Origin of the sequence: Rhizobium sp. YTUHZ045 (genome assembly GCF_051124255.1) — a bacterium.
Classification (GTDB): domain Bacteria; phylum Pseudomonadota; class Alphaproteobacteria; order Rhizobiales; family Rhizobiaceae; genus Rhizobium.
The window spans coordinates 4,078,309-4,102,601 of sequence record NZ_CP101432.1 but is presented as its reverse complement, the minus strand read 5'-3'; the positions used below and the strand labels follow the sequence as shown (position 1 = coordinate 4,102,601).

Sequence of the window (24,293 nt, the reverse complement as noted above, 5' to 3'; positions counted from 1 at the left end):
TTCTTGGAGGTCGCCATGGACATATTCTCTTCGCTGCATCTCAGCCGCCGCCGGCTGATCGGCGCTGCCATTGCGTTTCCCTTTGCTGCTTGTGCTGCGCGCGCGGCCGGCGCTTCGCTTTCGTTCGACGAGCTCTATGGCAAGTTCGGCGTGCTCGGCCTCGAATTCTCCGACAAGGTGAAGCGCCTTGCCGGCCAGGAAATCAGCATGAAGGGTTTCATGGCGCCGCCACTGAAGGCAGAGGCGCAGTTCTTCGTACTCACCGAAGTGCCGATGTCGCTCTGCCCCTTCTGCTCTTCGGATGCGGACTGGCCCGACAATATCGTCGTGGTTTATCTCTCGGAAAAGCAGACCTTCGTGCAGCCGCGCCAGACGATCGAAGTGCGCGGCACGCTGGAATACGGCTCCTGGACCGATCCGGAAACCGGCTTCGTCAGCCTATTGCGGATCCGCCAAGCCGAATATTTTGCTGTTTAAACCGACATGCTCGCACTCGATATCGAAAACCTTGATGTCACCTTTCCGGGCCTCAGCTCGCCGGCGCTGGCAATCGGCCGCCTGTCGATCGAGGCCGGCAGCAGGGTCGCCATCACGGGAGCATCAGGCTCCGGCAAGAGCACCTTCGTCAATGTCGTCACCGGCCTTGAGCGGACGCGGCAGGGCCAGATCCGCTGGAACGGTGAGGATATCGCCGCTTTTTCGGAAAGCCGGCGAGACCGGTTCCGCGCCGTCAATATCGGCCTGGTCATGCAGGAATTCCACCTTTTCCCCGGCCTGTCGGCACTCGAAAACGTGCTTCTGCCTGCCCGGCTTGCCGGTGCCGCGACGGCCGCCGTCGTCGAGCGGGCGCATGTGCTTTTGAACACGGTCAACCTGTCCCGGCCCGGCCAGAAGATCGAGACCATGTCGCGCGGCGAGATGCAGCGCGTGGCGATCGCCCGCGCGCTGTTGCGCAAGCCTGGTGTCATCATTGCCGATGAGCCGACCGCGAGCCTTGACGCCGAAAGCGGTGAGGCCGTCGGCGATCTCCTCCTCGATCTTGCCAATGCCGAAGGCAGCACGCTGATCGTCGTTTCCCATGACCAGCGGCTCGCCGACCGTCTCGACCGGCGTATCACGCTCAGTTCCGGCCGGATCAGCGAGGATTCCATTGCCGCTGCGGGGGAGGCTGCATGATCCGCTTCATTTGTGCCGATCTTCGCCGCCTGTGGGCGGGATCGCTGGTTGTCGTGCTCCTGGTGGCGCTTGCGACCGCGCTCGGCGTCTCCGTGGTGCTGCAGGAGCGGGCGCTTCGCCTCGGCAGCGCGCGCGCCGCCGATAAGTTCGACCTCGTCATCGGCGCCGGCGGCAGCGAGACACAGCTCGTGCTCTCCTCCGTCTTCCTGCAGCCCTCGCCCCTGCCGCTGATGCCGGGCGAGGTGCTGGCAAAACTTGCCGCCGACCCCCGGGTCGACTGGGCGGCGCCGATCGGCTTCGGCGATTTCTTCTCCAGTTACCCGATCGTCGGTACGACAACAAAGATGTCGAACAAGCTGTCCGGCGATCTTGCCGAAGGCAAGGCTTTCACCCACGAAGGAGAGGCAGTGATCGGCTCCGCGGTCAGGCTTTCGCTCGGCGATGAAATCAAGCCGATGCACGGTTCGGCGGAAGAAGGGGGCGAGACCCACACCGAACTCGCTTATCATGTCGTCGGTCGCCTGCGGCCGACGGATACTGCCTGGGACCGGGCGATTCTCGTTCCTATTCAGGCGGTCTGGCACATTCACGGGCTGGAGGCGGAGGAGCATGCGGGAGACGCCGAAGAGGACGGACACGATCATGATCATGCCGGCGCCGATCGTGACGCGCACGATCATCATGGAAAGATCGATCCGGAAGCCGTGCTGAAGGAGACCTGGGCCGCAGATGCTCCAGGCCTTCCGGCTATCCTCGTCAAGCGGAAAACGATCGCCGATGCCTATAAGCTTCGACGGGATTATCGCAACGGCAATACCATCGCCGTCTTCCCCGGCGAGGTGCTGACAAATCTTTACGCCACGCTGGGCGACGCCAAGCAGATCCTTGTTGTGGTCGCTTCCGGCGCACAGGCTCTTGTCGCGGCCTCACTGGTGCTGGTCACGGTCATTCATATCGGCCAGCGCCGCCGCCAGATCGGCGCGCTCAGAGCCTTCGGCGCCCCGCGCGGCGCGATCTTCGGCATCGTCTTCCTGGAATTCTTCTTTCTGGTGGCAGTCGGCATAGCACTTGGATTTGCGCTCGGTTTCGCCGCGGCGCTGACCTTGTCCGGCATGCTCTCGCAGACCAGCGGCATCGCCATGCCGGTTGGCTTCGCCCGGGAAGATGCCGAGCTTACGGGGGTGTTGCTCGCCTTTGCCGGTATTCTCGCCGCATTGCCGGCGGTGCTTGCCTACCGGCAATCGCCGGCGCAGGCGCTGAGGGCTTAACAGGTCCCCTTTCGCAAACCGGCTGAAACCGTCCCTCCGCCAAATGCCATCGCCAGGCAGGAGGGCTGAGCAACGCTCCGATGCGAGTGATGGGACGGCCTCGTTAGACTAAAGTCATAATCCCAAAGCATCTCTCTTTGCGGCCTGTCTTTTCTGGCACACTCTCGTCAGGCGTGTCGCGGCCCGGGGTATGCTTTGAGGAGAGTCGGCCGCGCCCGTTGCTCATCACTCTGTGGAGGACAGACAATGGCAAATGTCACAAGCATCGACGGCGCGAAGGCCGGTCCGATGACAGGCGAGGAGAAGAAGGTCATCTTCGCCTCTTCGCTCGGCACCGTTTTCGAATGGTATGATTTCTATCTTTACGGTTCGCTCGCTACCTATATCGGTGCGACCTACTTCACCCAATATCCCGAGGCGACGCGCAATATCTTTACGCTGCTCGCCTTTGCCGCCGGCTTCCTGGTGCGTCCGTTCGGCGCGCTCGTTTTCGGCCGTCTCGGTGATCTCGTCGGCCGAAAATACACCTTCCTGGTGACGATCCTGATCATGGGTATGTCGACCTTCCTCGTCGGTATCCTGCCGGGTGCGGCCAGCATCGGCATCGCAGCCCCGATCATTCTTATCGGTCTTCGCCTGCTCCAGGGTCTGGCGCTCGGCGGTGAATATGGTGGTGCTGCAACCTATGTTGCCGAACATGCGCCGAACGGACGGCGCGGCTACTTCACCTCATGGATCCAGACGACGGCGACGCTCGGCCTGTTCCTGTCGCTGATCGTCATCATCCTGGTCCAGTCGCTGATGGGTCCGGTTCAATTCGCAGCCTGGGGCTGGCGCATTCCGTTCCTGGTCTCGGTCGTGCTGCTCGGCATTTCCGTCTGGATCCGTCTGAAGATGAATGAATCGCCGGCGTTCCAGCGCATGAAGGCAGAAGGCAAGGGCTCCAAAGCGCCGCTGACCGAAGCCTTCGGGCAATGGAAGAATGCCAAGATCGCGCTCATCGCCCTTCTCGGCGCCACCATGGGCCAGGCAGTAGTCTGGTACGGTGGCCAGTTCTATGCGCTGTTCTTCTTGCAGAACGTGCTGAAGGTCGATCTGTTTTCGGCCAATGTCATGGTCGCTATTGCGCTCTTCCTCGGCACCCCATTCTTTGTCATTTTCGGCGGTCTTTCCGACAAGATCGGCCGCAAGCCGATCATCATGGCAGGCCTCCTACTTGCAGCAGTGACCTATCAGCCGCTGTTCAAGGCAATGACCTGGATGGCGAATCCCGCACTTGCCGAAGCGCAGGCGTCGATCCGCGCAACGGTCACGGCCGATCCGGCGGATTGCAAATTCCAGTTCAACCCGACGGGTACGTCGAAATTCACCAGCTCATGCGACGTGGCGACAGCATTTCTGACGAAGAACTCGGTGCCATATGACGTCGTGCCGGGTCCCGCCGGACAACCGGCGACGGTGAAGGTCGGTAACGGTACGATTACCAGCTTCGACGTCGTTGCTGCCGGCGACAAGGCGAAGGGCATGACCGCCGCCTTCGAAAAAGGCGTCAACATTGCGCTCCATGATGCCGGCTATCCGCTGAAGCGGGCCGCCGCCAAGGTTCCGGATAGCAAGCTCGATGCCTTCATCGCCGCCAATCCGGAACTGGCGCTCACTGCCGATGCGGTGCGCGCCGGCGACAAGGAAACCATGCCGGCAGCCAAGCTGGTAGAAGGCAAGCTTTTGACGGCGGACGAGGCCAATGGGGTCACCGACATGGCGGTCTACAACATCGCCAATGGCGGCAGCTATGCCATGGTTGCCGATCCGACCCGCGTCAACTGGGTCGGCACGATCGCCATCCTCTTCGTCCTCGTCATCTATGTGACGATGGTCTATGGCCCGATCGCGGCCCTTCTGGTCGAACTCTTCCCGACCCGCATCCGCTACACCGGCATGTCGCTGCCCTATCATATCGGCAACGGCTGGTTCGGCGGCCTGCTGCCAGCGACGGCCTTCGCGATGAGCGCTGCCGCGGGTGATATCTATTACGGTCTCTGGTACCCGATCGTCTTTGCGGCGATCACGCTGGTGATCGGCCTGATCTTCCTGCCGGAAACGAAGAACAGGGATATCCACGCCATGGATTGATGACGCGTCCGCGTCTGACATGCTCGAAAAACGGCCCGGCGCTCACAAGGCGCCGGGCTTTTTCGCGTCGGGGAACAGGCGCTTGGCGAGCGGCCAGCCATCCGGCGCCAGTTTGAAGAGCAGGCCACAACGGGCATAGACGATCGCCGTCAGCAGTGAGAACCAGCCGCCGAAAGCAAGACCGGCGATAACGTCGCTTGGATAATGGGCGCCTACCATGACCCGCGTCATGGCGAGCCAGATGGCGCAGGCGATAAAGGCAACACGGTAGCGCGGAAACAGCAACGCGAAAGCGGCAAAGAAGGCGCCGACCGTGGTGGAATGGCCGGAGGGAAAACTTTCGAAAGCGGCATGACCCGAAAAGGGCGTGAAGGAGAACATCCCGTAATCATGAAAGTGATCGGGGCGCGCCCTTCCAATCGCCCGTTTCAACAGATTGGCGAGAAGCCCAGAGCAAACAACCGTGGTGAAGAGATAGGCGCCGATCCAGCTGACATAGAGCGCCTGCGCCTTGGCGCGCGCCGATTTCAGGAGCTTGTATCCCGCCCTGCCCTGGAAGAACAGAAGGACGCTGGTGTAGATCAGCCAGGCGGAATCGCCGAAGCCCGTCAGCAGTTCGCCGAGGTGCTTTACAGCTGCAGGAGGCTCGCTGGCGCCGATCGGCGCGTCGAAGAGCAGCATGGAAAGGATGACGGCATTGATCGTGATGAAGAGACAAGCCTGCCAGCGCAAAGGCGGCATCGCAGTGTCGCTCCGGCGCCAGCGCCTGTCCAGGGAAGCCCAAAATGCCCGCATGCCGTCGTCCGTTCGAATTAGCCTTCGAGCGCCGCGCGTGCGGCAGGCGCTCTTTCACTTTGAACTGGCGCATAGACCGGAAATCGTTTCCAACTTCCAAAATATGCGGAGGTGAAATCCGGCGCAAAAATACACGAGATTGTGGCCGAGGATAGTCCGTTTCGGTTAATTCGATCGAGTCCGGCGGGTTTTGTCTATCTCTGAAAAGCCCCCCGCATCCGTGATGCGAAGGGCGGGAACTGTTTCACGTGAAATATATCAGGCCGAAAGCGCCTTGAATTCGGCGAGGATTGCATCGCCCATCTCGACCGTGCCGACCTGCCGGCAGCCGTCGGCCATGATGTCGCCGGTGCGGATGCCCTTGTCGAGCACGTTGGCGATCGCCTTTTCCAGGTCATCGGCTTCCTTGACCATATTGAAGGAATAACGCAGGCACATGGCGAAGGAGGCGATCATGGCAATCGGGTTGGCAATGCCCTTGCCGGCGATGTCGGGGGCCGAGCCGTGCACCGGTTCATAGAGCGCCTTGCGCTTGCCGGTCTTACCATCCGGCGCGCCGAGCGAGGCCGAGGGCAGCATGCCGAGGGAACCGGTCAGCATGGCGGCGACGTCTGAAAGCATGTCGCCGAAGAGATTGTCGGTGACGATGACGTCGAACTGCTTGGGCTGACGCACCAGCTGCATGCCGCCGGCATCGGCCAGCATATGTTCGAGCTCGACGTCGGAATATTTCGCCTTATGCGTTTCGGTCACCACCTGGTTCCAGAGCACGCCCGACTTCATGACGTTGCGCTTTTCCATGGAGCAGACGCGGTTCTGCCTTGTGCGGGCCATTTCGAAGGCGACGCCGGCGATGCGCTCGATCTCGTAGGTATCGTAGACCTGCGTGTCGATGCCACGCTTCTGGCCATTGCCGAGGTCGATGATCTCCTTCGGTTCGCCGAAATAGACGCCGCCCGTCAGCTCGCGGATGATCAGGATGTCGAGGCCTTCGACCAGTTCCGGCTTCAGCGACGAGGCCGAGGCAAGCGCCGGATAGCAGATGGCGGGACGCAGGTTGGCGAAGAGCTGCAGGTCCTTGCGCAGGCGGAGCAGGCCTGCTTCCGGGCGCACTTCGTAAGGTACGCTATCCCATCTGGGACCACCGACCGCGCCGAAGAGAACGGCGTCGGCGGCAAGCGCCTTCTGCATGTCGGCTTCCGAGATCGCCGCGCCATGGGCATCGTAAGCGCAACCGCCGACAAGGCCTTCGTCGGTTACGAAACCGGCATTCATCGCCTCGTTCATATAGGCGATAATCTTGCGGACCTCGCCCATCGCCTCGGGACCGATGCCGTCACCCGGCAGCAGGAAAAGATTGCGCGCAGTCATGAAACCCTCCTGGAAAAACAAGTTGCGGCTTCTTAGACCCCGGAAATAGGCATTTCAAGCGAGAGAAGGGTTGAATCGGTACGCTTCAATCTCTGCGTCGGCCCGATTTTCGGCCGATTCAGAGATTGAAAGTATAACGGCGTCCCTTGCGCGTCTGAAAGCGCGGGCCTGTAGGTCAGGAAGGTTGCTCCTGTGCCGGCAAACGGATTAGAACCGTCGTCTCACTTATCTCTTGGATGTTTGCATGGCTTCAGCACCCCTCCATCTCGACACGCCCCTGGTTCGGACATCCCCCGGCTATAGCGCCAGCGGCAAACCGCTCTGGCTGAAGCTCGATGCGCTGCAGCCTTCCGGCAGCTTCAAGCTGCGCGGCGTCGGCCGGCTGTGCCAGCAGGAGGTGAAAGATGGTGCGCGCGAGATCTTCTGCGCCTCCGGCGGCAATGCCGGCATTGCCGCGGCCTATGCCGGCCGGGCGCTCGGCGTGCCGGTCACGATCGTCGTGCCGGAGACGACGGCGGCCGATGTTCGGCAGTCGATTGCCGCAATCGGCGCGAGTGTCCTCGTCCACGGAGGCGTTTTCGACGAAGCCAATGCCCACGCGGTCGAACTCGCCCGCAGCCGCAAGGCGACCTATGTGCACCCTTTTGACCATCCGCTTCTGTGGGATGGTCATGCCACGCTGATCGATGAGGTCGTTGCGAAGGGTGCGACATTCGATTGCGTCGTCACCAGCGTCGGCGGCGGCGGGCTGCTGGCCGGCATTGTCGAAGGGCTGAAGCGGAACGGCCTTTCCGGTGTCCCCGTCATCGCAGTCGAAACCGAAGGGGCGGCGTCACTTCACGCAAGCCTCAAGGTAAACGAGCGCGTTACCCTTCCCGCCATCACCTCGATTGCCACGTCGCTCGGTGCAAGGCAGGTGGCGCAGCATGTCTTCGATCTACCGAAGCAGCATCCGATCGAAAGCGTTGTCGTCAGCGACGCCGATGCCGTCGCCGCCTGCCTGAAATTTGCCGATGCGCATCGCATCCTCGTGGAGCCGGCCTGCGGTGCCGCCCTTGCCATTGCCGATGTGCATGCCGGGCTGCTTCAGCGCTTTGACAATCCGCTGATCGAAGTCTGCGGTGGCATCGGCGTGTCGCTCGAAAAGCTGAGGCTTTGGAAGAAGAAGTTTCTCTGATCGAGATCAAAGAAATGCCGAGCTAGGTTCGGTTCGTGCCCTGATAGCTGCCCCTCACCCTAACCCTCTCCTCGTAAACGGGGCGAGGGGACGCGGCAAACGCAGCGTTGAGGTTGAGGAAGACGGTGCGGCATACCTTCGCCCCGCTTGCGGGGAGAAGGTGGCGGCAGACGGATGAGGGGCAGGTGCCCCGATCGTCTGAACTAAGGATTATGTTGGGCAGGCCAAGCCGGGCGAAGGCCCGGCTCGATCAGCAAGTAATTGAATAGCTTAAGCCGCCCAGGGATGCGACGCGGCGTTCTTCTTTTCGAATTCGTCAATCGCCTTGCCCTTTTCCAGGGTCAGGCCGATATCGTCGAGGCCGTTCAGCAGGCAATGGCGCTTGAACTCGTCGAGATCGAACTTGATGGAGCCGCCATCGGGGCCGGTGATCTCGAGGTTTTCAAGATCGACTGTCAGGATAGCGTTCGAGCCGCGCGAGGCGTCGTCCATCAGCTTGTCGAGATCTTCCTGGCTGACCTTGATCGGCAGGATGCCGTTCTTGAAGCAGTTGTTGTAGAAAATATCGGCAAAGCTGGTGGAGATCACGCAGCGAATGCCGAAATCGAGCAGTGCCCAGGGAGCGTGCTCGCGCGAGGAACCGCAGCCGAAATTGTCGCCGGCGACTAGGATCTTGGCACCGCGATAGGCCGGCTTGTTCAGCACGAAATCGGGATTTTCGGAGCCGTCTTCATTGTAGCGGGCTTCGGCGAAAAGGCCCTTGCCGAGGCCCGTGCGCTTGATGGTCTTCAGATAGTCCTTCGGAATGATCATGTCGGTGTCGATGTTGACGACCGGCAGGGGCGCTGCAACGCCCGTGAGCTTCACGAATTTATCCATGACCTATGCTCCATTTCAGCAAAACGTACTTTCCTGAATGTGCATCTAGTCCAGTTTTTCGCCGAAATGAAGGAGAATCTTTCTAAAATGGCGGCCACGCGGCGTTTCGCGTGGCCCGCCGTTGCGCGTGTCCGCTACTTGGTCGGAGCGTTCAAGCCCCAGAGGACGCCGAACGGGTCGCGAAGCTGGCCGTAGCGGTCACCCCAGAACATCAGTTCGACCGGCATGACGACTTCGGCGCCGGCGGCCACGGCACGATCCCACCAGAAATCGATATCGTCGATAACAAGCTGGATGGCAAAACCTTCATGGCCTTTGAAGGGATGGCCGTATTCGGGATAGGCATCCGCCAGCATGAGGGAGCTGCCATTGATATAGAGATGAATATGCATCGTCCGGCCGCTTTCATCGACCGGCACCCTGTGGGCCTCTTCGGCGCCGAAGGCCTTCTTGTAGAATTCCGCGGCCTTCACCGCACCATCGACGGTCAGGTAGGGCAGCAGGCCATTCTTCACCGGCGGCAGCTTGGCCGGTTTGTCTTCCATCGTATCCATGCTCGTCCTCCATCGTTTTTGAGCGCCGGCTGAATGCCCGGCTGCTTCAAAGACGTATCATGGAAGCATGATCCGACAGTGGCGGCCAATATTTTTGAAAGCAGGACCTCAGAGATCGATGATCGTGCCGCGGCCGTCGTTCCAGACGCGCATCTCCGGCTTGCCGTTGTTTGCCTTGGCGCGCACCGGAGCGGGCTTCATCTTCATCGAAAGCGCGCGTCCGACCATGAACACGGTCAGGATGCCGCCGACGGCAAGCGTCACCGAGAAGGTGAGAAGCAGCATGGCGACAAAGAAGGTGGCGCCGGCCAGCATGAAGAAGATGGAGCGAATGTTCTGCATGGGTTTGAAACCTTTCTACAGAAAGGAATGTGGTCCTTCCTTTTCCTCTCTGCAAGGCAAGCATGGCTTTTTGTTGTCTTGCCGGGCTTTGCGAAGCTTGGCACTAATGGCTGATGAAGCAAACCACACCTCTGCGTTCCTCAAGTCTGCGCCGCTCGGTGCTGAGTGTGCCGGCCATCAACCTGCGGGCGCTCGAAAAGAGCCGTTCCCTTGATTGTGATGCGGTTATTTTCGACCTGGAGGACTCCGTCGCGCCCGAGAGCAAGGGCCAGGCGCGGGAAAATCTGCATGCTTTTTTTGGCGGACAGCCGCTCGAGGGCAAGGAAAGGATCATTCGTATCAATTCTTTGTCATCCGGATTCGGGGCGGCGGATCTCGATCTGGTCAAGGCGCTTTTGCCCGACGCCGTTCTCCTGCCGAAAGTGGATGGACCCCAGGATGTCATCGATATTGGCGATCTGCTGGCAGATGCGCAGGTGCCGGAGGAGCTGCGCATCTGGGCAATGATCGAAACGCCGCGCGGCGTGCTGAACGTCGGGGCGATCGCCGAAACCGGCCGCATGCCGGGGGCGCGGCTCGATTGCCTCGTCGTCGGCCTCAACGACCTGCGCAAGGAAACCGGCGTCCTGCCGCAGCCGGGGCGAAGCTTTCTCGTGCCCTGGCTGATGCAGGTCATTCTCGCGGTCAAGGCTTATGGGCTTGATGCGCTCGACAGCGTTTTCAACGATTTCCGGGATGGCGAAGGTTTCGACGTCGAATGCGGGCAGGGTCGCGCTATGGGTTTTTCCGGCAAGATGCTGATCCATCCCGCGCAGATTGCGGCCGCCAACCGGCATTTCGGTCCGAGCGCGGAAGAGATTGCCGAAGCGCAGGCAATCATATCAGCCTTTGCCGATCCGGCCGCCCAAGACCTCAACGTCATCAATGCGAACGGCCGGATGATCGAGCGGCTGCATCTTGTCCAGGCCGAAGCTCTGGTTCATAAAGCCCGCCTGATTTCTGCAAGAAAGCCCGCCTGATGAAACTCTACCGCTTCCTGACCGGTCCCGACGACGCTTCCTTCTGCCACAAGGTCACCGCCGCCCTCAACAAGGGCTGGTCGCTGGAGGGTTCGCCGACCTATGCCTTCAATGCCGCAACCGGCGCGATGCAATGCGGCCAGGCCGTCGTCAAGACTGTCGAAGGCAAGGATTACGATCCGGAGATGAAGCTCTCCGAGCAATAGCGCGTTCTGCCGAACGCACGGTTTCAGCGCTCGGCGGCTTCCTCGGCGCTGGCCTCGATCCGCTCCATATCCTCATCGCTCAGCCCGAAATGGTGGCCGATCTCGTGGATCAGGACGTGAGTGATGATATCGCCGAGCGTCTCGTCGTTCTCGGCCCAATAGTCGAGGATGGGGCGACGGTAGAGGCGAATGCGGTTCGGCATTTCGCCGGTTTCCACGGTGAAACGCTCCGAAATTCCCCTGCCTTCGAAAAGGCCAAGCAGGTCGAAAGGCGTTTCCAGCGCCATATCCTCGAAAACGTCGTCATCGGGGAAATCCTCAATCTCGATGGTGAGATTGGTCGTCAGCTGGCGGAATTCATCCGGTAGATGGCTGTAAGCCTCCATGGCCAGCGACTCGAAGGTGCTGATCGTCGGCGCATGGCGGTCCTGCCAATCATCGCTCTGGTCTACGCGGGCCATGAATATTCCTTCCTTTGCGGGCCCATATAGAACCTTTGCCGCCGATTTTCGAGTGCGGAATCAAAGGCAGGAATAAATTCATAAAAAATGATTGTTGACTCTTCTTCAGCTCTCTGGAATCCATAAGAACATAACAGGAACAAGACGACGGAGTAAACGCCATGGCGCAGAACGCCCTGGCGCGCGAGCGGCTTTTTGCGCTCCGCGAAACCATCGCCAAGCTAGAAGGAAAGCCTGCGCCGGCGCTTGCGGCAGCGGAGCGGGAAGCCATGGCTTCGGAAAAGACCGGAGAGATTCAGGAACGGAACGACCTCGGGCTTCGCCTGCCAATTGGCGTGTCACCGCTCGACGAGGCGATGGAAGGCGGCCTGCCGCTCGACGCGATCATTGAATTTCGCGCTGCAAGTTCCCGCGATGCTGGGGCGGCAAGCGGCCTGGCTATGGCTGTTGTGACGTGGATGCAGAAACAAGAGGAAGATGCCGGGAGGTTTCTGCCGCTGCTCTGGATCGGCGATGCGGTTGGCGCGCTGGAAGCAGGCCGGCCTTATGCCCCGGGGCTTAAGGATTTCGGATTGAAGCCGGAGCGATTTTTCCATGCCGCGCCGCGCAAGCTGGAGGATGCGCTCTGGCTTGCGGAAGCTGCCGTTGAAAGCGCAGCCTTCTCTGCCGTCGTCATGGAGGTGCGTGGCAATCCTCTGCATTTCGGTCTGACCGAAAGCCGTCGGCTTAGCCTCAGGGCGCGTGCCGCCCGCCGTCCGCTTTTCCTCATCCGTCAAGCCGGCGCGGAGGAAGCGAGCAGTGCTGCTTTGCGCCTTCGGGTCGAGCCGGCGCCGTCGCATCTGCGGCCGTTACCGGACGGATCGAAGCTAGCCGGCAGCATCGGCAACCCGATTTTCCGTCTCACGCTGGAGAAGAGCCGACATCCGGCTCCATTCTCCTTCCTTCTGGAGTGGAGCCCCCATGAACGCGAATTTCTTGCCGTCGACGAACCAAGCTTCACTCGGTCTCCAGGCGAAAAATCAGCGCATTCTGGCGCTCAGCTTCCCGCATCTGGCCACAGATCGCATCGCACGCAAGCGCTGGGGGCTTTCCTGGCGTTCGAAAGGGCGTCCTGAAGAACCGCCGCTCGTCTGTTGCGGCAAGCTCAACAACGCCATGCGTTTGACGGCGCTGGACGAATTCGCCGAGAGGTTGGGATTGCGGAAGGATCAAGGCGTTGCCGAAGCGCGCGCCATGTATCCGGCGCTCGATGTCATGGAAGAAGATCCTGCGGCCGACCGCCGGCTTCTGGAAGCCATTGCCGACTGGTGCGACCGTTATACGCCGATGGTGGCGTTCGATGGCAGGGATGGGCTGCTTCTCGACATTACCGGTTGCGCTCACCTCTTCGGCGGGGAAAGAGCTCTTCTCAAGGATATTCTGTCGCGGCTCTTCCATATGGGGCTCGATGCACGAGGTGCGGTCTCATCGACGCCGGGCCTTTCCTGGGCTGTCTCCCGTTTAGGAAACGGCGGCATCGTGGAAGACGAGGAGACGGAACATGTTTTGATGCCGCTGCCTGTCGCGGCCTTGCGCCTGGAAGAACAGATCGTCGAGGCTTTGAAAAAGCTCGGGCTCAAATATGTCGGCGATGTCATTCATGCGCCGCGGGCGCCGCTCACCCGCCGTTTTGGCCAGGCGCTGCTTCTGCGGCTCGACCAGGCGCTGGGCCGCGAGGAGGAGCCGATCTCGCCCCGGCGTCCCGTCGCCAGTCTTTCGTCCGAACGTCGTCTGATCGAGCCGATCGGAACGGAAGAACAGATCCTTGCCGTCACCGGGCAGGTTGCCGTGTCGCTGAAGCCGTCGCTGGAAGCGCGCGGTGCCGGCGGGCGGGTGTTCGAGCTAGTGCTGTTTCGTGTCGACGGCAGGGTTTTCCGCATTTCCGTCGGTGCTTCGCGGCCGCTTCGCGAGCCGAAGCTCGTTGCAGGGTTATTTTCCGAACGGCTGCATGCGATTTATGACGATATCGATGCCGGCTATGGTTTCGAGATCCTGCGCCTGAATGTGCTGCGGCATGACCCGTTCAACGACACGCAGGGCGATTTTGAAGGTGACCGGCAGGATGAAATCTCTCTTTCAACCTTCGTCGACCGCGTTTCGGCCCGTCTTGGCCGGGATTGCCTGCAAAGTTTCCAACTTCGGGAAAGCCATGTGCCGGAGCGGGCCGTGATCGCGGTACCGGCAATGGAGAGCCTACCGGCATTGCAGAAAGTGAAGCAGGACAGCGCGCTTCCTTTTCGTGAGGAGCGCCCTCTGCGGCTCTTTGCAAACCCGGAGCCTGTTGAGGTCGCATTTGCTGAAGTGCCGGACGGTCCACCGCAGACTTTCCGATGGCGGCGGACACAACATCAGGTGGCAAGAAGTGAAGGACCGGAACGGGTCGCCATGGAATGGTGGATCGATGGGGATGATGCGCAGACGCGCGATTATTTCAGAATAGAGGATGAGTCTGGACACCGCTTCTGGATCTATCGTCAGGGTCTTTATGGTGAAAAACCCGATCCACGCTGGTTCATGCATGGGGTCTTTGCATGAGGGCCGAGCCTGCATTCTTCGAAATCGGCACGAGAACGAACTTCTCGTTCCTCGAAGGTGCCTCCAGCCCGGAGGAGATGGTCGTGCAGGCCGCTCACCTCGGACTCGTCGGTCTCGGCATTGCGGACCGCAATTCGGTTGCCGGCGTCGTCAGGGCACATGCGCAGGCCGAGCAGCTTGAGGAGAGATATAAAAACAGAGATGCGATTATGGCTCAGGCAGCGAAGGAAGGGAAAAGAGAAGAGATTCTCGATCCTATCCGGATTCAGCCGGGCGCCCGACTCGTCTTTTCCGATGAAACGCCTGATATTCTCGCCTATCCCCGCAATCGGCAGGGCTGGGCGAATCTCTGTCGTCTCCTCAGCGCGGGCAATCTGAAAGAAGAGGCAGTCAAGGGCGCCTGCATTCTGACAGAAGCAGAGCTCATGGAATGGGGCGACGAGATGATGCTCGCGCTCGTTCCGGACCGGAGCCTTATCAGCGATCCTGCCCGCCAGCCGGTGCTTGAAGACTATCTGGAGCGGTTTCGCAAACGGTTCCGCAAGGGATTTTTCATGGCGTTGTCGCCAGCCTATGACGGGCGGGACCGGCAGGCCTTTGCGGTGTTTTCCATGCTGGCCGCCCGAAACCGTGTGCCCTTGATTGCAACCAATCAGCCGCTCTATCATCACCCCGATCGCCGGCCGCTTTCTGATATCGTGATTGCGATCCGGGAGCATGTGCAGATCTCGGAAGCCGGATTCCTTCTGGCGCCCAATGCCGAGCGCTTTCTCAAGGATGCACGTGAAGTATCCAGGATTTTCCGGGACTATCCTCACGCGGTCGAGAATACGCAGGTGTTTTTCGCAGGGCTGAGCTTTTCCCTGAACGAGTTGAAACATAATTATCCCGCGGAAAACGATCCCGGCGAAACCCCGCAGCAAACTCTGAAAAGGCTGACGTGGGCAGGAGCGGCAAAACGTTATCCGGATGGTATTCCCGAGAAAGTGGCGCAGCAGATCGAGTATGAGCTGAAACTCATCGGCGACAAGAATTATGCCTCCTACTTTCTGACGGTTCACAAGATCATCCAGCACGCTCGTTATCAGATTGGTGTGCTCTGCCAGGGGAGGGGGTCGGCAGCGAATTCGGTCATTTGCTTTTGTCTTGAGATTACCGAAGTCGATCCTCAAAAGAGCACGCTCCTCTTCGATCGCTTTATTTCGATGGACCGGGACGAGCCGCCTGATATCGATGTCGATTTCGAGCATGATAGGCGTGAAGATGTCATCCAGCATATTTATGGAAGGTATGGCGTCGCGCATGCCGGGCTGACGGCAGCCGTCACCAGCTATCGCACTCGTTCGGCAGGCCGCGAAGTCGCCAAGGCCTTTGGCCTGTCGGAGGATGTTCAGTCGGCCATCAGCAGTCTCGTCTGGGGCTGGTCGGAAGACAATCTCTCGGAGCGGGATGCGAAGGCGGCTGGCCTCGACATCAAAAATCCAGTGACGCGGAATGTGCTGAAATATGCATCGGAACTCCTCGGTTTTCCGCGTCACCTCACACAGCATGTCGGTGGCTTCGTCATCACGCGGGACCGGCTCGACGAAGTGGTGCCGATCATGAAGACGGCGATGCCGGATCGATACATGATCGAGTGGGACAAGGACGATCTCGACAATGTCAAGATTCTCAAGGTGGATGTTCTGGCGCTCGGCATGCTCACCTGCCTGCGGAAAGCTTTCTCGCTGCTTGAACTGCATTATGAGATCAAGAAGACGCTCGCCGATCTCGGCAATAGGGAGCATGGAGAAGAAGGCGAGCCGGTCTATGACATGATGGGCCGCGCCGATACGGTCGGGGTTTTCCAGATCGAAAGCCGGGCGCAGATGAGCATGCTGCCGCGTCTGAAGCCCAGGCGCTTTTATGATCTTGTCATCGAGGTGGCGATCGTCCGGCCGGGACCGATCCAGGGCGACATGGTCCATCCCTATCTGAAAAGACGGGAACAGACGAAAAGGAATATTCCGATCGAATATCCGAGTGAGGAGCTGAAGACGGTTCTTGAAAGAACTCTTGGTGTGCCTTTGTTCCAGGAGCAAGCCATGCAGATTGCAATCACTGCGGCAGGCTTTGCGCCAGCGGAGGCGGACCGGCTTCGACGCGCCATGGCAACGTTTAAAAGAACCGGCACGATCGGCAATTTCGAGACGCGTTTCATCGAGGGGATGACGACAAACAAGCGTTACACCAAAGAATTTGCGCAGCAATGTTTCAATCAGATCAAGGGTTTCGGTGAGTATGGATTCCCCGAAAGCCACGCCGCCTCCTTCGCGCTGCTGGTTTATGCCTCCTCGTGGATCAAAGCCTATTATCCCGATGTCTTCTGTGCGGCGCTGCTGAATTCACAGCCGATGGGATTCTACGCGCCGGCCCAACTGGTACGGGATGCACGAGAGCATGGCGTGAAAATCCTGCCGGTCGATATCAACCAGTCGGACTGGGATTGTACCCTGGAAGAGGCCGCCTTCGATCATACGGCCATTGATTTCCGGCACCGTGAAATGCGGGAAATCATCAGGACACGACATGCGGTACGGCTCGGCCTGCGGCAGATCAAGGGTCTTTCGTCCACCGATATGCAGTTGCTCGTCGACAATCGTGGAGGAGGTTACGCGTCGGTGCGTGATCTCTGGCTGCGTTCCGGGCTGCAGAAATCCGTCATCGAGCGACTGGCGGATGCGGACGCCTTTCAATCCATCGGACTATCGCGTCGCGAGGCGCTTTGGGCGGTACGGGCTCTCGATGTGAAGAGCGCAACGGAGGAACTGCCGCTTTTCGGGCAAGTGCGCCATATCGATCTGCAGCCCGAACCTCAGGCAAAGCTGCCGGATATGCTGCCGGGAGAGCAGGTGATCGAAGATTATCGCTACCTGTCGCTGTCGCTGAAGGCGCACCCCGTATCTTTCCTGCGCGACGATTTGCGCAATGCTCGCGTAACACGCAATGTCGACTTGCTGCGCGTCGCGAACGGGCAGCGGGTGACGATTGCCGGCCTGGTGCTGGTGCGGCAGCGACCGGGATCGGCCAGCGGCGTGATCTTCATGACACTGGAAGATGAAACCGGCGTTGCCAATGCGATTGTCTGGCCGAAAATTTTCGAAAAATACCGGTCGGTCGTCATGGGTGCGCGGTTGGTGAAGATCTTCGGAAAACTGCAAAGCCAGAGTGGCGTGATTCATACCGTCGTCGAGCATATCGAGGACATGACGCCTGCCCTTGGTATCCTGCAGCGCGAGGCCCGCCGTTTCGGCGCTTGCGAACGCTCGGACGAGGTATTGCGGCCCGGCGGCGACCAGCGGCAGCTTGGCGATGCGCGCAAGAGGATGGGGCGAGAGACGGCTGCCGCAAACCGGCATACGGATGTGGCGGAAACCGCCGATGTCATGCCGCGCGGCCGGAATTTTCATTGAACGCGTCGCGCTGCCCCTGACTTATCTCCACGTCTTTTGTCGTGCATGTCATCGCCTCCGAAGCGAATATTAGAAAATTTGCAACAGGCTCCGCCTAACGTGCCTTGCAGGGAAGCGGACTCGAATTTTTTCTTGACAGCAACCATCTTCTTTAGCAGAAAACACGATAGTCAGTGTCATGTTTGGAAATGAAGACGTGCTTGTCTGCAGCTGCAATTACATAACCGACAAGGAAATCCGGGAGGTTATCACCAACCTTCTCGACGAAGATTGTTGGCAGCTTATCGTGCCTGCGAAGGTCTACCACGCCATGGAAAAACGCGGCCGTTGCTGCGGCTGCTTCCCCAACGTGGTCGACATCATCATCCAGACCACCGAGGAATATCACGCCCGTCGCCACTCGACGGAGGCCGAAATATTTGATTTCATGTCGCGCTTGAAGCAGTTCCATGAGGAAAACAGGAGAGCGGACATTGAAAGGCGACAAAAAGGTCATCGAGCGGCTTAACGAGGCATTGTTCCTCGAACTCGGTGCGGTCAACCAATATTGGGTTCACTATCGTCTTCTCGAAGATTGGGGCTACACCAAACTCGCCAAGAAGGAACGCGCCGAGTCCATCGAAGAGATGCATCATGCCGACCGGCTTGTCGCCCGCATCATCTTCCTCGAAGGTCATCCCAATCTGCAGACCTTGGCCCCTCTGCGTATCGGCCAGAACGTCAAGGAAGCCCTCGAAGCCGACCTCGCCGGCGAGTACGACGCCCGCACGGCCTACAAGAAGTCGCGCGATATCTGTTATGACGCCGGCGACTATGTGTCGATGAAGCTGTTCGAAGAGCTGCTGGCCGATGAAGAAGGCCATATCGACTTCCTCGAAACGCAGCTCGATCTGCTCGAAAAAATCGGCGAAAGCAAATACGGCCAGCTCAACGCCGATTCCGCCGACGAAGCCGAATAAGCTCCTACCAGATGCCGGCCGCGTCAGGGCGGCCGGCACTCCCGTGCTCGCCGCGCGCAAATCGGAAGCATCCCGGTCTGATCAGTCCTCCGATTTCAATGCTGTCAGATGCTGGAATTCGGCGATCACCTGGTCATAGACGGCGCGTTTAAAGGGGACGATCAGGCCAGGTAGCTCCTGCATCGGCTTCCATTCCCAGGCATCGAATTCGGGATCGTGGCCGCCGGGGGGCGGGTTGATGGCGATCTCGTTCTCGTCGCCCTCGAAGCGGAAGGCGAACCAGCGCTGCGTCTGACCGCGGAATTTTCCTTTCAGTCCGATGCCGATCAGCGTCGGCGGCAGATCGTAATTGATCCAATCGCTTGCCTCGGCGAGCAGCGTCACCGTCCTGATGCCGGTTTCCTCATAGAGCTCGCGATAGGCGGCATCCAGGGGATCCTCGCCCTTGTCGATGCCTCCCTGGGGCATCTGCCAGAGCTGCGGCGAGCCGTCATATTCGGAATTGCCGTCAGGGATGCGTCGGCCGGCCCAGACCAGGCCATCGCGGTTCAGGATCATCACGCCGACGCATGGGCGATAGGGCAGATCCTCGGCTTTCACGGTCGCTTGGCTCATCTTCTTCTCCGTTGAGACATCATCTCAGGGGTTTTTGGGGTCGTTGGAAAGCGCCGCGACGCCGACGATCTCGATGCCGCGCATCGAAGCCTCCTCGCTCCACTTGGCAATGGCGTCGACGCTTTCGTCAAAAGCCGAGGCGATGCCGATCGCCTGGCCGTTTTTGCGTGCGATGCGTTCGAGCTCGTCGAGTTTCTTCAGGATGGCGTCGACATTAAGCTGGCCGTCGAGCTGCAGATCGGCAAAGGCATAGGGCAGTTCGGTCCCCTTGGCGACATCCGCCGTCTTCGACTGCGCCGACGTCCCGTCGTCGAGGAAGAGCAGGCCGCGTTTGCCGATATCGCGCATCACGGGTTCCATGGCGGCAGGGTCGGAAAGGAAACGGCCGCCGAGATAGTTCATGATACCGGTGTAATTGGTGATCTCGCCCATCGCCTTGTGCAGATTCTCGATGTTGCGGGCGATTGGCTTTGAGGTCAGCAGGGTCTCCGGGCCCGGATCATTGGCCGGATAATCAAACGGTTCAAGCGGCACCTGAAGAAGGATTTCATGGCCGCCGCGGCGAGCCTCCTGCATCCAGCGCTGGAGGCTGTTGCCGCTCGCGGCAAAGGCCAGCGTGATCTCCTCGGGCAATTCGGCGATGGCGCGCTGCGTTCCTGTCTGGCTGAGCCCAAGGCCGCTGACGACAATGGCAATGCGCACACCGCGGGCGCCGGACGAGGGGCGGGCATACTGATCCATCGGCCGTCGGCCGTCGGGACCGACGATCGGCAGCCTGCCATAGGCCGAATCCTCGAGCAGTGTCTCGTTCGGCAGCGCCGCCATGCGCGGATCCTGGCCGACCTGCATGGCATCGACCAATACCGGTCCGCTGCCGTCGCGGGGACGGGGGCTGTATTTGGTAACGACGGAGCCGTCGCCGGTAACCATCTGCTCGACATTGGCGCCCGAACGCGGTTCCGCGCGCGGCATTCCATCCGCCGCCTGGCCGGCCGGCGTCTGCGCTGGTTGAGGTGTGCTGGAAGAGGGCGCTGCCGCTTGCTCGGTTGCCGGCGTTTTTTTGCGCTCGAGCCCGTCGCCGCGAAAGGCCGTATAGAGAGAGAAGCCGCCTATCGCGAAAAGGCATAGACTGGCGGCAATGCGGCCGAGGCGCAGGACTCCCGGCCGCCGACTGCCGGTTTTGCGGTTGCGCCCCAAAGGCGCATGCAGGTCCGTTCCCAATTTTCTCGCCCGCTCCAAACCGGGAAACAGCAGAAAGGGTCAAGGCCGGGCGAGTGCCCGGCCTTGCAATGATCGATTACTTGGCGACGACGGCCTTGTCCGGGTTCGGCGGGAAGGCCGGATCGGTCTTCTTGCCGCGCAGCAGGTCGAGCGCGTAGTTCAGCTGAACGTCGTCCTTCGGGTCTGGCGGCACATAGGCAACGGAGCCTGAACCCTCGTCGGTTTCGCTCTGGCCCTTGATGTGGCCGCGCAGGCTGGATTCACCCTCCGTCACCATCTTGCCCTGAAGTTCCTCCGGCAGCGGCTCCTCGACCTTAATGTCGGGTGTGATGCCGGTGCCCTGGATCGAGCGCCCCGACGGCGTGTAATAGAGCGCCGTGGTCAGGCGTAGCGCGCCGTTTTCGCCGAGCGGGATGATCGTCTGGACAGAACCCTTGCCGAAGGAGCGGGTGCCGAGAACGGTGGCGCGACGAAGATCCTGAAGGGCGCCGGCGACGATTTCCGATGCGGACGCCGAACCGCCGTTGATCAGCACAATAACCGGCTTGCCGTCCGTCAGATCGCCCGGGCCGGCATTGAAGCGGCGGGTTTCATCGGGATTGCGGCCGCGGGTCGAAACGACCTCGCCACGCTGCAGCAGGGCATCGGAGACGTTGATCGCCTGGTCGAGCAGACCGCCCGGATTGAGGCGCAGGTCAAGGACGTAACCCTTCAGCTTGTCGGCCGGAACGGTGTCCTTGATCTTCTTGATCGCCTTCTCCATGTCGGGATAGGTCTTTTCGGTGAAGGAGATGATGCGGAGATAACCGACATCGTCCTCGACGCGCGACTTGACGGCCTGGACGGCGACAACGTCACGGACGATCGTCAGCTCGATCGGCTTGTCGGCGCCCTTGCGGATCAGCGTCAGCTTGATTGGGGTGTTGACGGCGCCGCGCATCTTCTCGACGGCGTCTTCCAGCTTCAGGCCGCGAACGGACTGCCCGTCGATCTCGGAAATGTAGTCGCCGGCGAGAACACCGGCCTTGGCGGCGGGCGTGTCATCGATCGGCGTGATGACCTTGACGAGCTCGTCTTCCATTGTGACTTCGATGCCGAGACCGCCGAACTCACCCTTCGTCTGGGTGCGCATATCTTCGGCGTCCTTCGCATTCATGTAGCTCGAATGCGGGTCGAGCGAAGACAGCATGCCGTTGATGGCGTTTTCGATCAGCTTGTCTTCGGCCGGCGGCGTGACGTACTGCGCGCGCACGCGTTCGAAGACATCGCCGAATACCGACAGTTCCTTGTAGGTGGAGGATCCGGCTGCTTCTGCCGGCACACCTGCCGAATAAATGACGCTCATCGCGGTCGCACCCATCAATGCGCCGACCAGAACAAGAGAAGCCCTACGAATCATTGCGTGCCTTTCCAGTGTCCTTGGCGGTCCACCACGGTCGGGAATCGACCGGTTTACCGTCTTTTCGAAATTCAATGTAAAGCGTTGGCCGGTCCGTTTCCAGCGCCAATGCAGTTGCGCTCGCCACTCTTTTCGCTCCCATCATGGCGAGCGGTTCACCAGAGAAAACGAATTTTCCCTGACGGGTGTTGATCGTATCCATTCCCGAGAGAACCAGGTGGTATCCGTCGCCGGCGTCGAGAATGATCATCTGACCGTAACTGCGAAAAGCGCCGGCAAAAACCACCAGCCCGTCTGCCGGGGCCGTCACCACTGTCTCCGGGTTGGTGGCGACCGTCATTCCCATGGCTTCATGCCCGGTGCCATCGGCATCGCCGAACTGGCGCAGGATATCGCCTGCCACGGGCAGTTCCAATTTCGCCCTCAAATCTGCGAAGGGATATGCGGGCGCAATGCGGTTTTTATCGGGCACGCCGCTCTCTGCCAGCGCCTTGGCCTGAGCCCGCTGCTCGTCCGTCAAGAGCTTGCGGTTCTCCTCCGCCTGACGGGCCGCGGCGGCCGCTTCGCGCACCGAGGCGATCTCGGATTCCATCGAGGCGACGAGGCCTTCGAGGCTGGTCGCCTTGCCCGCGAGTTCCTCGGACCGCTTCTTCTCGGCCTCCAGATCAGCGGCGTTGCTGCGGCTGAGCTTGTCGTTTTCGGCAAGCAGCAGATCCATGCGCCGCTCTTCCTCGATGCTGTCGGTCATCGTCGCCGTCAGCTGGCTCTTCTCGGCGGCGCTTGCCGTCTGTAGCGCGGCCAGGCTTGCGAGATCGGCGGCGAGCTTGTCGGTTTCCTTGCGGATGCCGGGAACGACGGCGCCGAGCAGGATGGCGCTGCGCACGGATGCGAGCGCGTCGTCCGGGGTAACGAGCAAAGCCGGCGGCGGATTGCGGCCCATGCGCTGTAGTGCCGCCAGCACCTCGGCCAGCAGGCCGCGGCGTTCGTGCAGGGAACGGCGGATGCCATCCTCCCTGACGCCGAGGTCGGCAAGCTTCTTCTCGCTCTCAAGGATCTGTTTTTCCAGCCCCTTGCGGCGGGCGGCGGAATCGATCAGCGCCTGGCGAATGCTCTGCGTGCTCTTTTCCAGATTGGCGATACTCTGCTGGAGTTCGCTCACCTTATCGGAGGAGAGGCTGATTGATTTCGACAGGGTTTCGAGTTCGGCGCGGGTCTGATCCCGTCTGGCGGCAAGTTCGGCGGCCGGATCGGGCGGCGGCGCCTCGGCGGGCGGCGGGTGTGAAGATTGCGCCGCTTCCGGGGCGGCATCCTGGGCCAGAACTGAAAACGGGCTTGTCGAGACGAGGATGACCGCAACACCGAAACCGGCTGCAAGTGCCGGCAAAATCATGCGGTGTCGCCTGGTTGGAGTCGTCGTCATGCGTGTCAGGGCACTCTCTCAAATCGCGCGGAGACTAAGCTGATTTGGCACGCTTTGCCAGAAAGTTTGCAGGAGAAAGCCTGCCTGCGCAAAACACGGCTGCGTGACAATGCGACGCATAGCCGAGCCATGGACCGAGCGTGAATGGTCAGACACGGTGATAGGGATGGCCGGACAAAATGGTGACGGCGCGGTAGAGCTGCTCGGCGATCAGAGTGCGCACGAGTTGATGCGGCCAGGTCATCTTGCCCAGGCAAAGCGTGGCGTCGGCCCGGTCGTAAAGGCCGGGATCAAGGCCGTCGGCTCCGCCGATTGCAATCGTCAGCTCACGTTTGCCCTGGTCACGGTAGTTTCCGAGCAGCTTGGCGAAGGCTTCACTGTCGAGCGCCTTGCCGCGTTCATCGAGAAGGATGAGAACGCTGCCCTCGGTCAGCGATTTCAGCAACATCGCCGCCTCTTCTCGCTTTCGAGTCTCCGCATTGGAGGCCCGGCTTTCACCGACTTCAGCAACGCGGGTGAATTCGAGGCCGACAGCAGAGCCGGCCTTGGCAAAACGATCGAGGTAACGGGCCACAAGATCCTTTTCGGGGCCGGACTTCAGCCGTCCCACCGCAAAAAGACCAATTCGCATTTCCCCGCTCCTGCTCGTGACGGCATTTCAGGCACACGATACACCGCGGCCGGCTTCTCATGTTTCCCGGCCAGTCAAATGCCGCATCTCAGGCGCCGGGCGATGCCGGCCCGCCTGTCAGTGCCGTGTCTCTTCATCCATATCCGGAGCCGCCCACATCTTTTCGATGTTGTAGAACTCGCGGATTTCGGGACGGAACACATGCACAATGATGTCACCCGTGTCGATCAGGATCCAGTCGCCGCCTTCCTGACCTTCGACGCGGGCCGTACCGAAGCCTTCGTCCTTGAGATCGGTGAGCAGGTGATCCGAGATCGCCAGGACGTGCCTGTTCGAGCGGCCGGAGACGACCACCATGTAGTCTCCAAGCGCCGATTTTCCGGCAATGTCGATCGTGACGATATCTTCAGCTTTGGAGTCCTCAAGGCTGGTGAGGACGGCTTCTAAGGCGCGGGCAGCGGCATCGGCGCCACGTTCCGCACTCTTCGGGACAACGGCGAGCGTTTTTCCCTTGGCGTGTACTGTTGTCAGTTTTTTCCCTTTCCTGGAATGACAAACCATGCACAACACGAGATCCGATTAAGGCCGGATCATGGTTAAGATAGGCATCAAACCATTAATGTTTCAAGACGTGCTAAGGT

General features: G+C 60.4%; 23 protein-coding genes and 1 pseudogene. 12 read left to right on the top strand and 12 right to left on the bottom strand.

All coding sequences use genetic code 11. From position 1 onward, the window contains the following. The first annotated feature begins 15 nt into the window (after window positions 1-15). The 4 genes from NMA58_RS20125 (at window position 16) to NMA58_RS20110 (ending at window position 4,577) form a co-directional block, all read left to right on the top strand. Complete coding sequence (locus NMA58_RS20125) at window positions 16-477, top strand: hypothetical protein (RefSeq protein ID WP_097598335.1); 462 nt, start codon at window positions 16-18, stop codon at window positions 475-477. Window positions 478-483: 6 nt separating this feature from the next. Next, window positions 484-1,176, top strand: a complete 693-nt coding sequence (locus NMA58_RS20120; protein WP_434711703.1) for an ABC transporter ATP-binding protein — start codon at window positions 484-486, stop codon at window positions 1,174-1,176. Beyond that, window positions 1,173-2,444 carry an ABC transporter permease gene (locus tag NMA58_RS20115; RefSeq protein ID WP_434711702.1) on the top strand — a complete coding sequence of 424 codons (1,272 nt, stop codon included), beginning with the start codon at window positions 1,173-1,175 and terminating at the stop codon, window positions 2,442-2,444. Before NMA58_RS20120 ends, NMA58_RS20115 begins: the two co-directional genes overlap by 4 nt. Window positions 2,445-2,690: 246 nt before the next feature. Further along, window positions 2,691-4,577, top strand: a complete 1,887-nt coding sequence (locus NMA58_RS20110; RefSeq protein ID WP_097598307.1) for an MFS transporter — start codon at window positions 2,691-2,693, stop codon at window positions 4,575-4,577. Window positions 4,578-4,619: 42 nt separating this feature from the next. Here NMA58_RS20110 and lpxE read toward each other — a convergent pair whose 3' ends face one another. Together lpxE and leuB are read right to left on the bottom strand one after the other, a co-directional pair. Continuing rightward, window positions 4,620-5,372 carry a lipid A 1-phosphatase LpxE gene (lpxE, locus tag NMA58_RS20105; RefSeq protein ID WP_434711701.1) on the bottom strand — a complete coding sequence of 251 codons (753 nt, stop codon included), beginning with the start codon at window positions 5,370-5,372 and terminating at the stop codon, window positions 4,620-4,622. 258 nt (window positions 5,373-5,630) lie between these two features. Continuing rightward, window positions 5,631-6,743: a 3-isopropylmalate dehydrogenase gene (gene leuB / locus NMA58_RS20100; protein WP_085779877.1), complete on the bottom strand. Its 1,113-nt coding sequence runs from the start codon at window positions 6,741-6,743 to the stop codon at window positions 5,631-5,633. Window positions 6,744-6,987: 244 nt separating this feature from the next. Between leuB and NMA58_RS20095 the strand changes: the two genes are divergently transcribed. After that, the gene (locus NMA58_RS20095; RefSeq protein WP_434711700.1) at window positions 6,988-7,920 is read left to right on the top strand and encodes a pyridoxal-phosphate dependent enzyme; all 933 of its coding nucleotides are present in this window, start codon (window positions 6,988-6,990) and stop codon (window positions 7,918-7,920) included. A 270-nt stretch (window positions 7,921-8,190) separates the two neighbouring features. Here the strand turns inward: NMA58_RS20095 and leuD are convergent, their stop codons facing one another. From leuD to NMA58_RS20080, 3 genes are all read right to left on the bottom strand, one after another. Then, window positions 8,191-8,799 carry a 3-isopropylmalate dehydratase small subunit gene (leuD, locus tag NMA58_RS20090; RefSeq protein WP_434711699.1) on the bottom strand — a complete coding sequence of 203 codons (609 nt, stop codon included), beginning with the start codon at window positions 8,797-8,799 and terminating at the stop codon, window positions 8,191-8,193. A 134-nt stretch (window positions 8,800-8,933) separates the two neighbouring features. Continuing rightward, complete coding sequence (locus NMA58_RS20085; protein WP_434711698.1) at window positions 8,934-9,353, bottom strand: VOC family protein; 420 nt, start codon at window positions 9,351-9,353, stop codon at window positions 8,934-8,936. A 108-nt stretch (window positions 9,354-9,461) separates the two neighbouring features. Then, window positions 9,462-9,695, bottom strand: coding sequence for a hypothetical protein (locus NMA58_RS20080; protein ID WP_085779873.1), 234 nt, complete (start codon window positions 9,693-9,695; stop codon window positions 9,462-9,464). A 113-nt stretch (window positions 9,696-9,808) separates the two neighbouring features. On the opposite strand from NMA58_RS20080, the gene NMA58_RS20075 reads away from it, so the two are divergent. Together NMA58_RS20075 and NMA58_RS20070 are read left to right on the top strand one after the other, a co-directional pair. Next, entirely contained in the window at window positions 9,809-10,714 is a 906-nt protein-coding gene (locus tag NMA58_RS20075; protein ID WP_434711697.1) for an HpcH/HpaI aldolase/citrate lyase family protein, read from the top strand. Continuing rightward, entirely contained in the window at window positions 10,714-10,920 is a 207-nt protein-coding gene (locus tag NMA58_RS20070) for a DUF1737 domain-containing protein (protein WP_009996762.1), read from the top strand. The genes NMA58_RS20075 and NMA58_RS20070 overlap by 1 nt, the downstream gene beginning before the upstream one ends. A gap of 23 nt (window positions 10,921-10,943) precedes the next feature. Here NMA58_RS20070 and NMA58_RS20065 read toward each other — a convergent pair whose 3' ends face one another. Further along, entirely contained in the window at window positions 10,944-11,381 is a 438-nt protein-coding gene (locus NMA58_RS20065; RefSeq protein WP_085779871.1) for a metallopeptidase family protein, read from the bottom strand. Window positions 11,382-11,542: 161 nt separating this feature from the next. Here NMA58_RS20065 and NMA58_RS20060 point away from each other — a divergent pair, with 161 nt between their 5' ends. The 5 genes and pseudogenes from NMA58_RS20060 (at window position 11,543) to bfr (ending at window position 18,366) form a co-directional block, all read left to right on the top strand. Continuing rightward, the gene (locus NMA58_RS20060; protein WP_434711696.1) at window positions 11,543-12,496 is read left to right on the top strand and encodes an ImuA family protein; all 954 of its coding nucleotides are present in this window, start codon (window positions 11,543-11,545) and stop codon (window positions 12,494-12,496) included. Window positions 12,497-12,536: 40 nt separating this feature from the next. Continuing rightward, a complete protein-coding gene (locus NMA58_RS20055; protein ID WP_434713458.1) occupies window positions 12,537-13,955 on the top strand; it encodes a Y-family DNA polymerase in 1,419 nt (472 codons plus the stop codon). Further along, entirely contained in the window at window positions 13,952-17,407 is a 3,456-nt protein-coding gene (locus NMA58_RS20050) for an error-prone DNA polymerase (RefSeq protein ID WP_434711695.1), read from the top strand. Before NMA58_RS20055 ends, NMA58_RS20050 begins: the two co-directional genes overlap by 4 nt. 99 nt (window positions 17,408-17,506) lie before the next feature. Next, window positions 17,507-17,915, top strand: a pseudogene (locus NMA58_RS20045) ((2Fe-2S)-binding protein). Continuing rightward, the gene (gene bfr, locus NMA58_RS20040) at window positions 17,881-18,366 is read left to right on the top strand and encodes a bacterioferritin (RefSeq protein ID WP_434711694.1); all 486 of its coding nucleotides are present in this window, start codon (window positions 17,881-17,883) and stop codon (window positions 18,364-18,366) included. Before NMA58_RS20045 ends, bfr begins: the two are co-directional and overlap by 35 nt. A gap of 81 nt (window positions 18,367-18,447) precedes the next feature. On the opposite strand, the gene NMA58_RS20035 is transcribed toward bfr, so the two are convergent. The 6 genes from NMA58_RS20035 to rsfS all read right to left on the bottom strand — a co-directional run bounded on the left by NMA58_RS20035 (window position 18,448) and on the right by rsfS (window position 24,213). Continuing rightward, window positions 18,448-18,981 (bottom strand): RNA pyrophosphohydrolase, encoded by a 534-nt coding sequence (locus NMA58_RS20035; RefSeq protein ID WP_183704044.1) that lies wholly within the window; start codon window positions 18,979-18,981, stop codon window positions 18,448-18,450. 24 nt (window positions 18,982-19,005) lie between these two features. After that, on the bottom strand, window positions 19,006-20,202 hold the full coding sequence (locus NMA58_RS20030) for a divergent polysaccharide deacetylase family protein (RefSeq protein ID WP_434711693.1): 1,197 nt from the start codon (window positions 20,200-20,202) through the stop codon (window positions 19,006-19,008). Window positions 20,203-20,278: 76 nt separating this feature from the next. Next, complete coding sequence (locus tag NMA58_RS20025; RefSeq protein ID WP_003543943.1) at window positions 20,279-21,601, bottom strand: S41 family peptidase; 1,323 nt, start codon at window positions 21,599-21,601, stop codon at window positions 20,279-20,281. Beyond that, on the bottom strand, window positions 21,591-22,991 hold the full coding sequence (locus tag NMA58_RS20020; RefSeq protein ID WP_434711692.1) for a murein hydrolase activator EnvC family protein: 1,401 nt from the start codon (window positions 22,989-22,991) through the stop codon (window positions 21,591-21,593). The genes NMA58_RS20025 and NMA58_RS20020 overlap by 11 nt, the downstream gene beginning before the upstream one ends. A 178-nt stretch (window positions 22,992-23,169) precedes the next feature. Continuing rightward, entirely contained in the window at window positions 23,170-23,652 is a 483-nt protein-coding gene (gene rlmH / locus NMA58_RS20015) for a 23S rRNA (pseudouridine(1915)-N(3))-methyltransferase RlmH (protein ID WP_221113834.1), read from the bottom strand. A 117-nt stretch (window positions 23,653-23,769) separates the two neighbouring features. Beyond that, window positions 23,770-24,213 carry a ribosome silencing factor gene (gene rsfS / locus NMA58_RS20010; RefSeq protein ID WP_085779863.1) on the bottom strand — a complete coding sequence of 148 codons (444 nt, stop codon included), beginning with the start codon at window positions 24,211-24,213 and terminating at the stop codon, window positions 23,770-23,772. Window positions 24,214-24,293 lie beyond the last annotated feature (80 nt).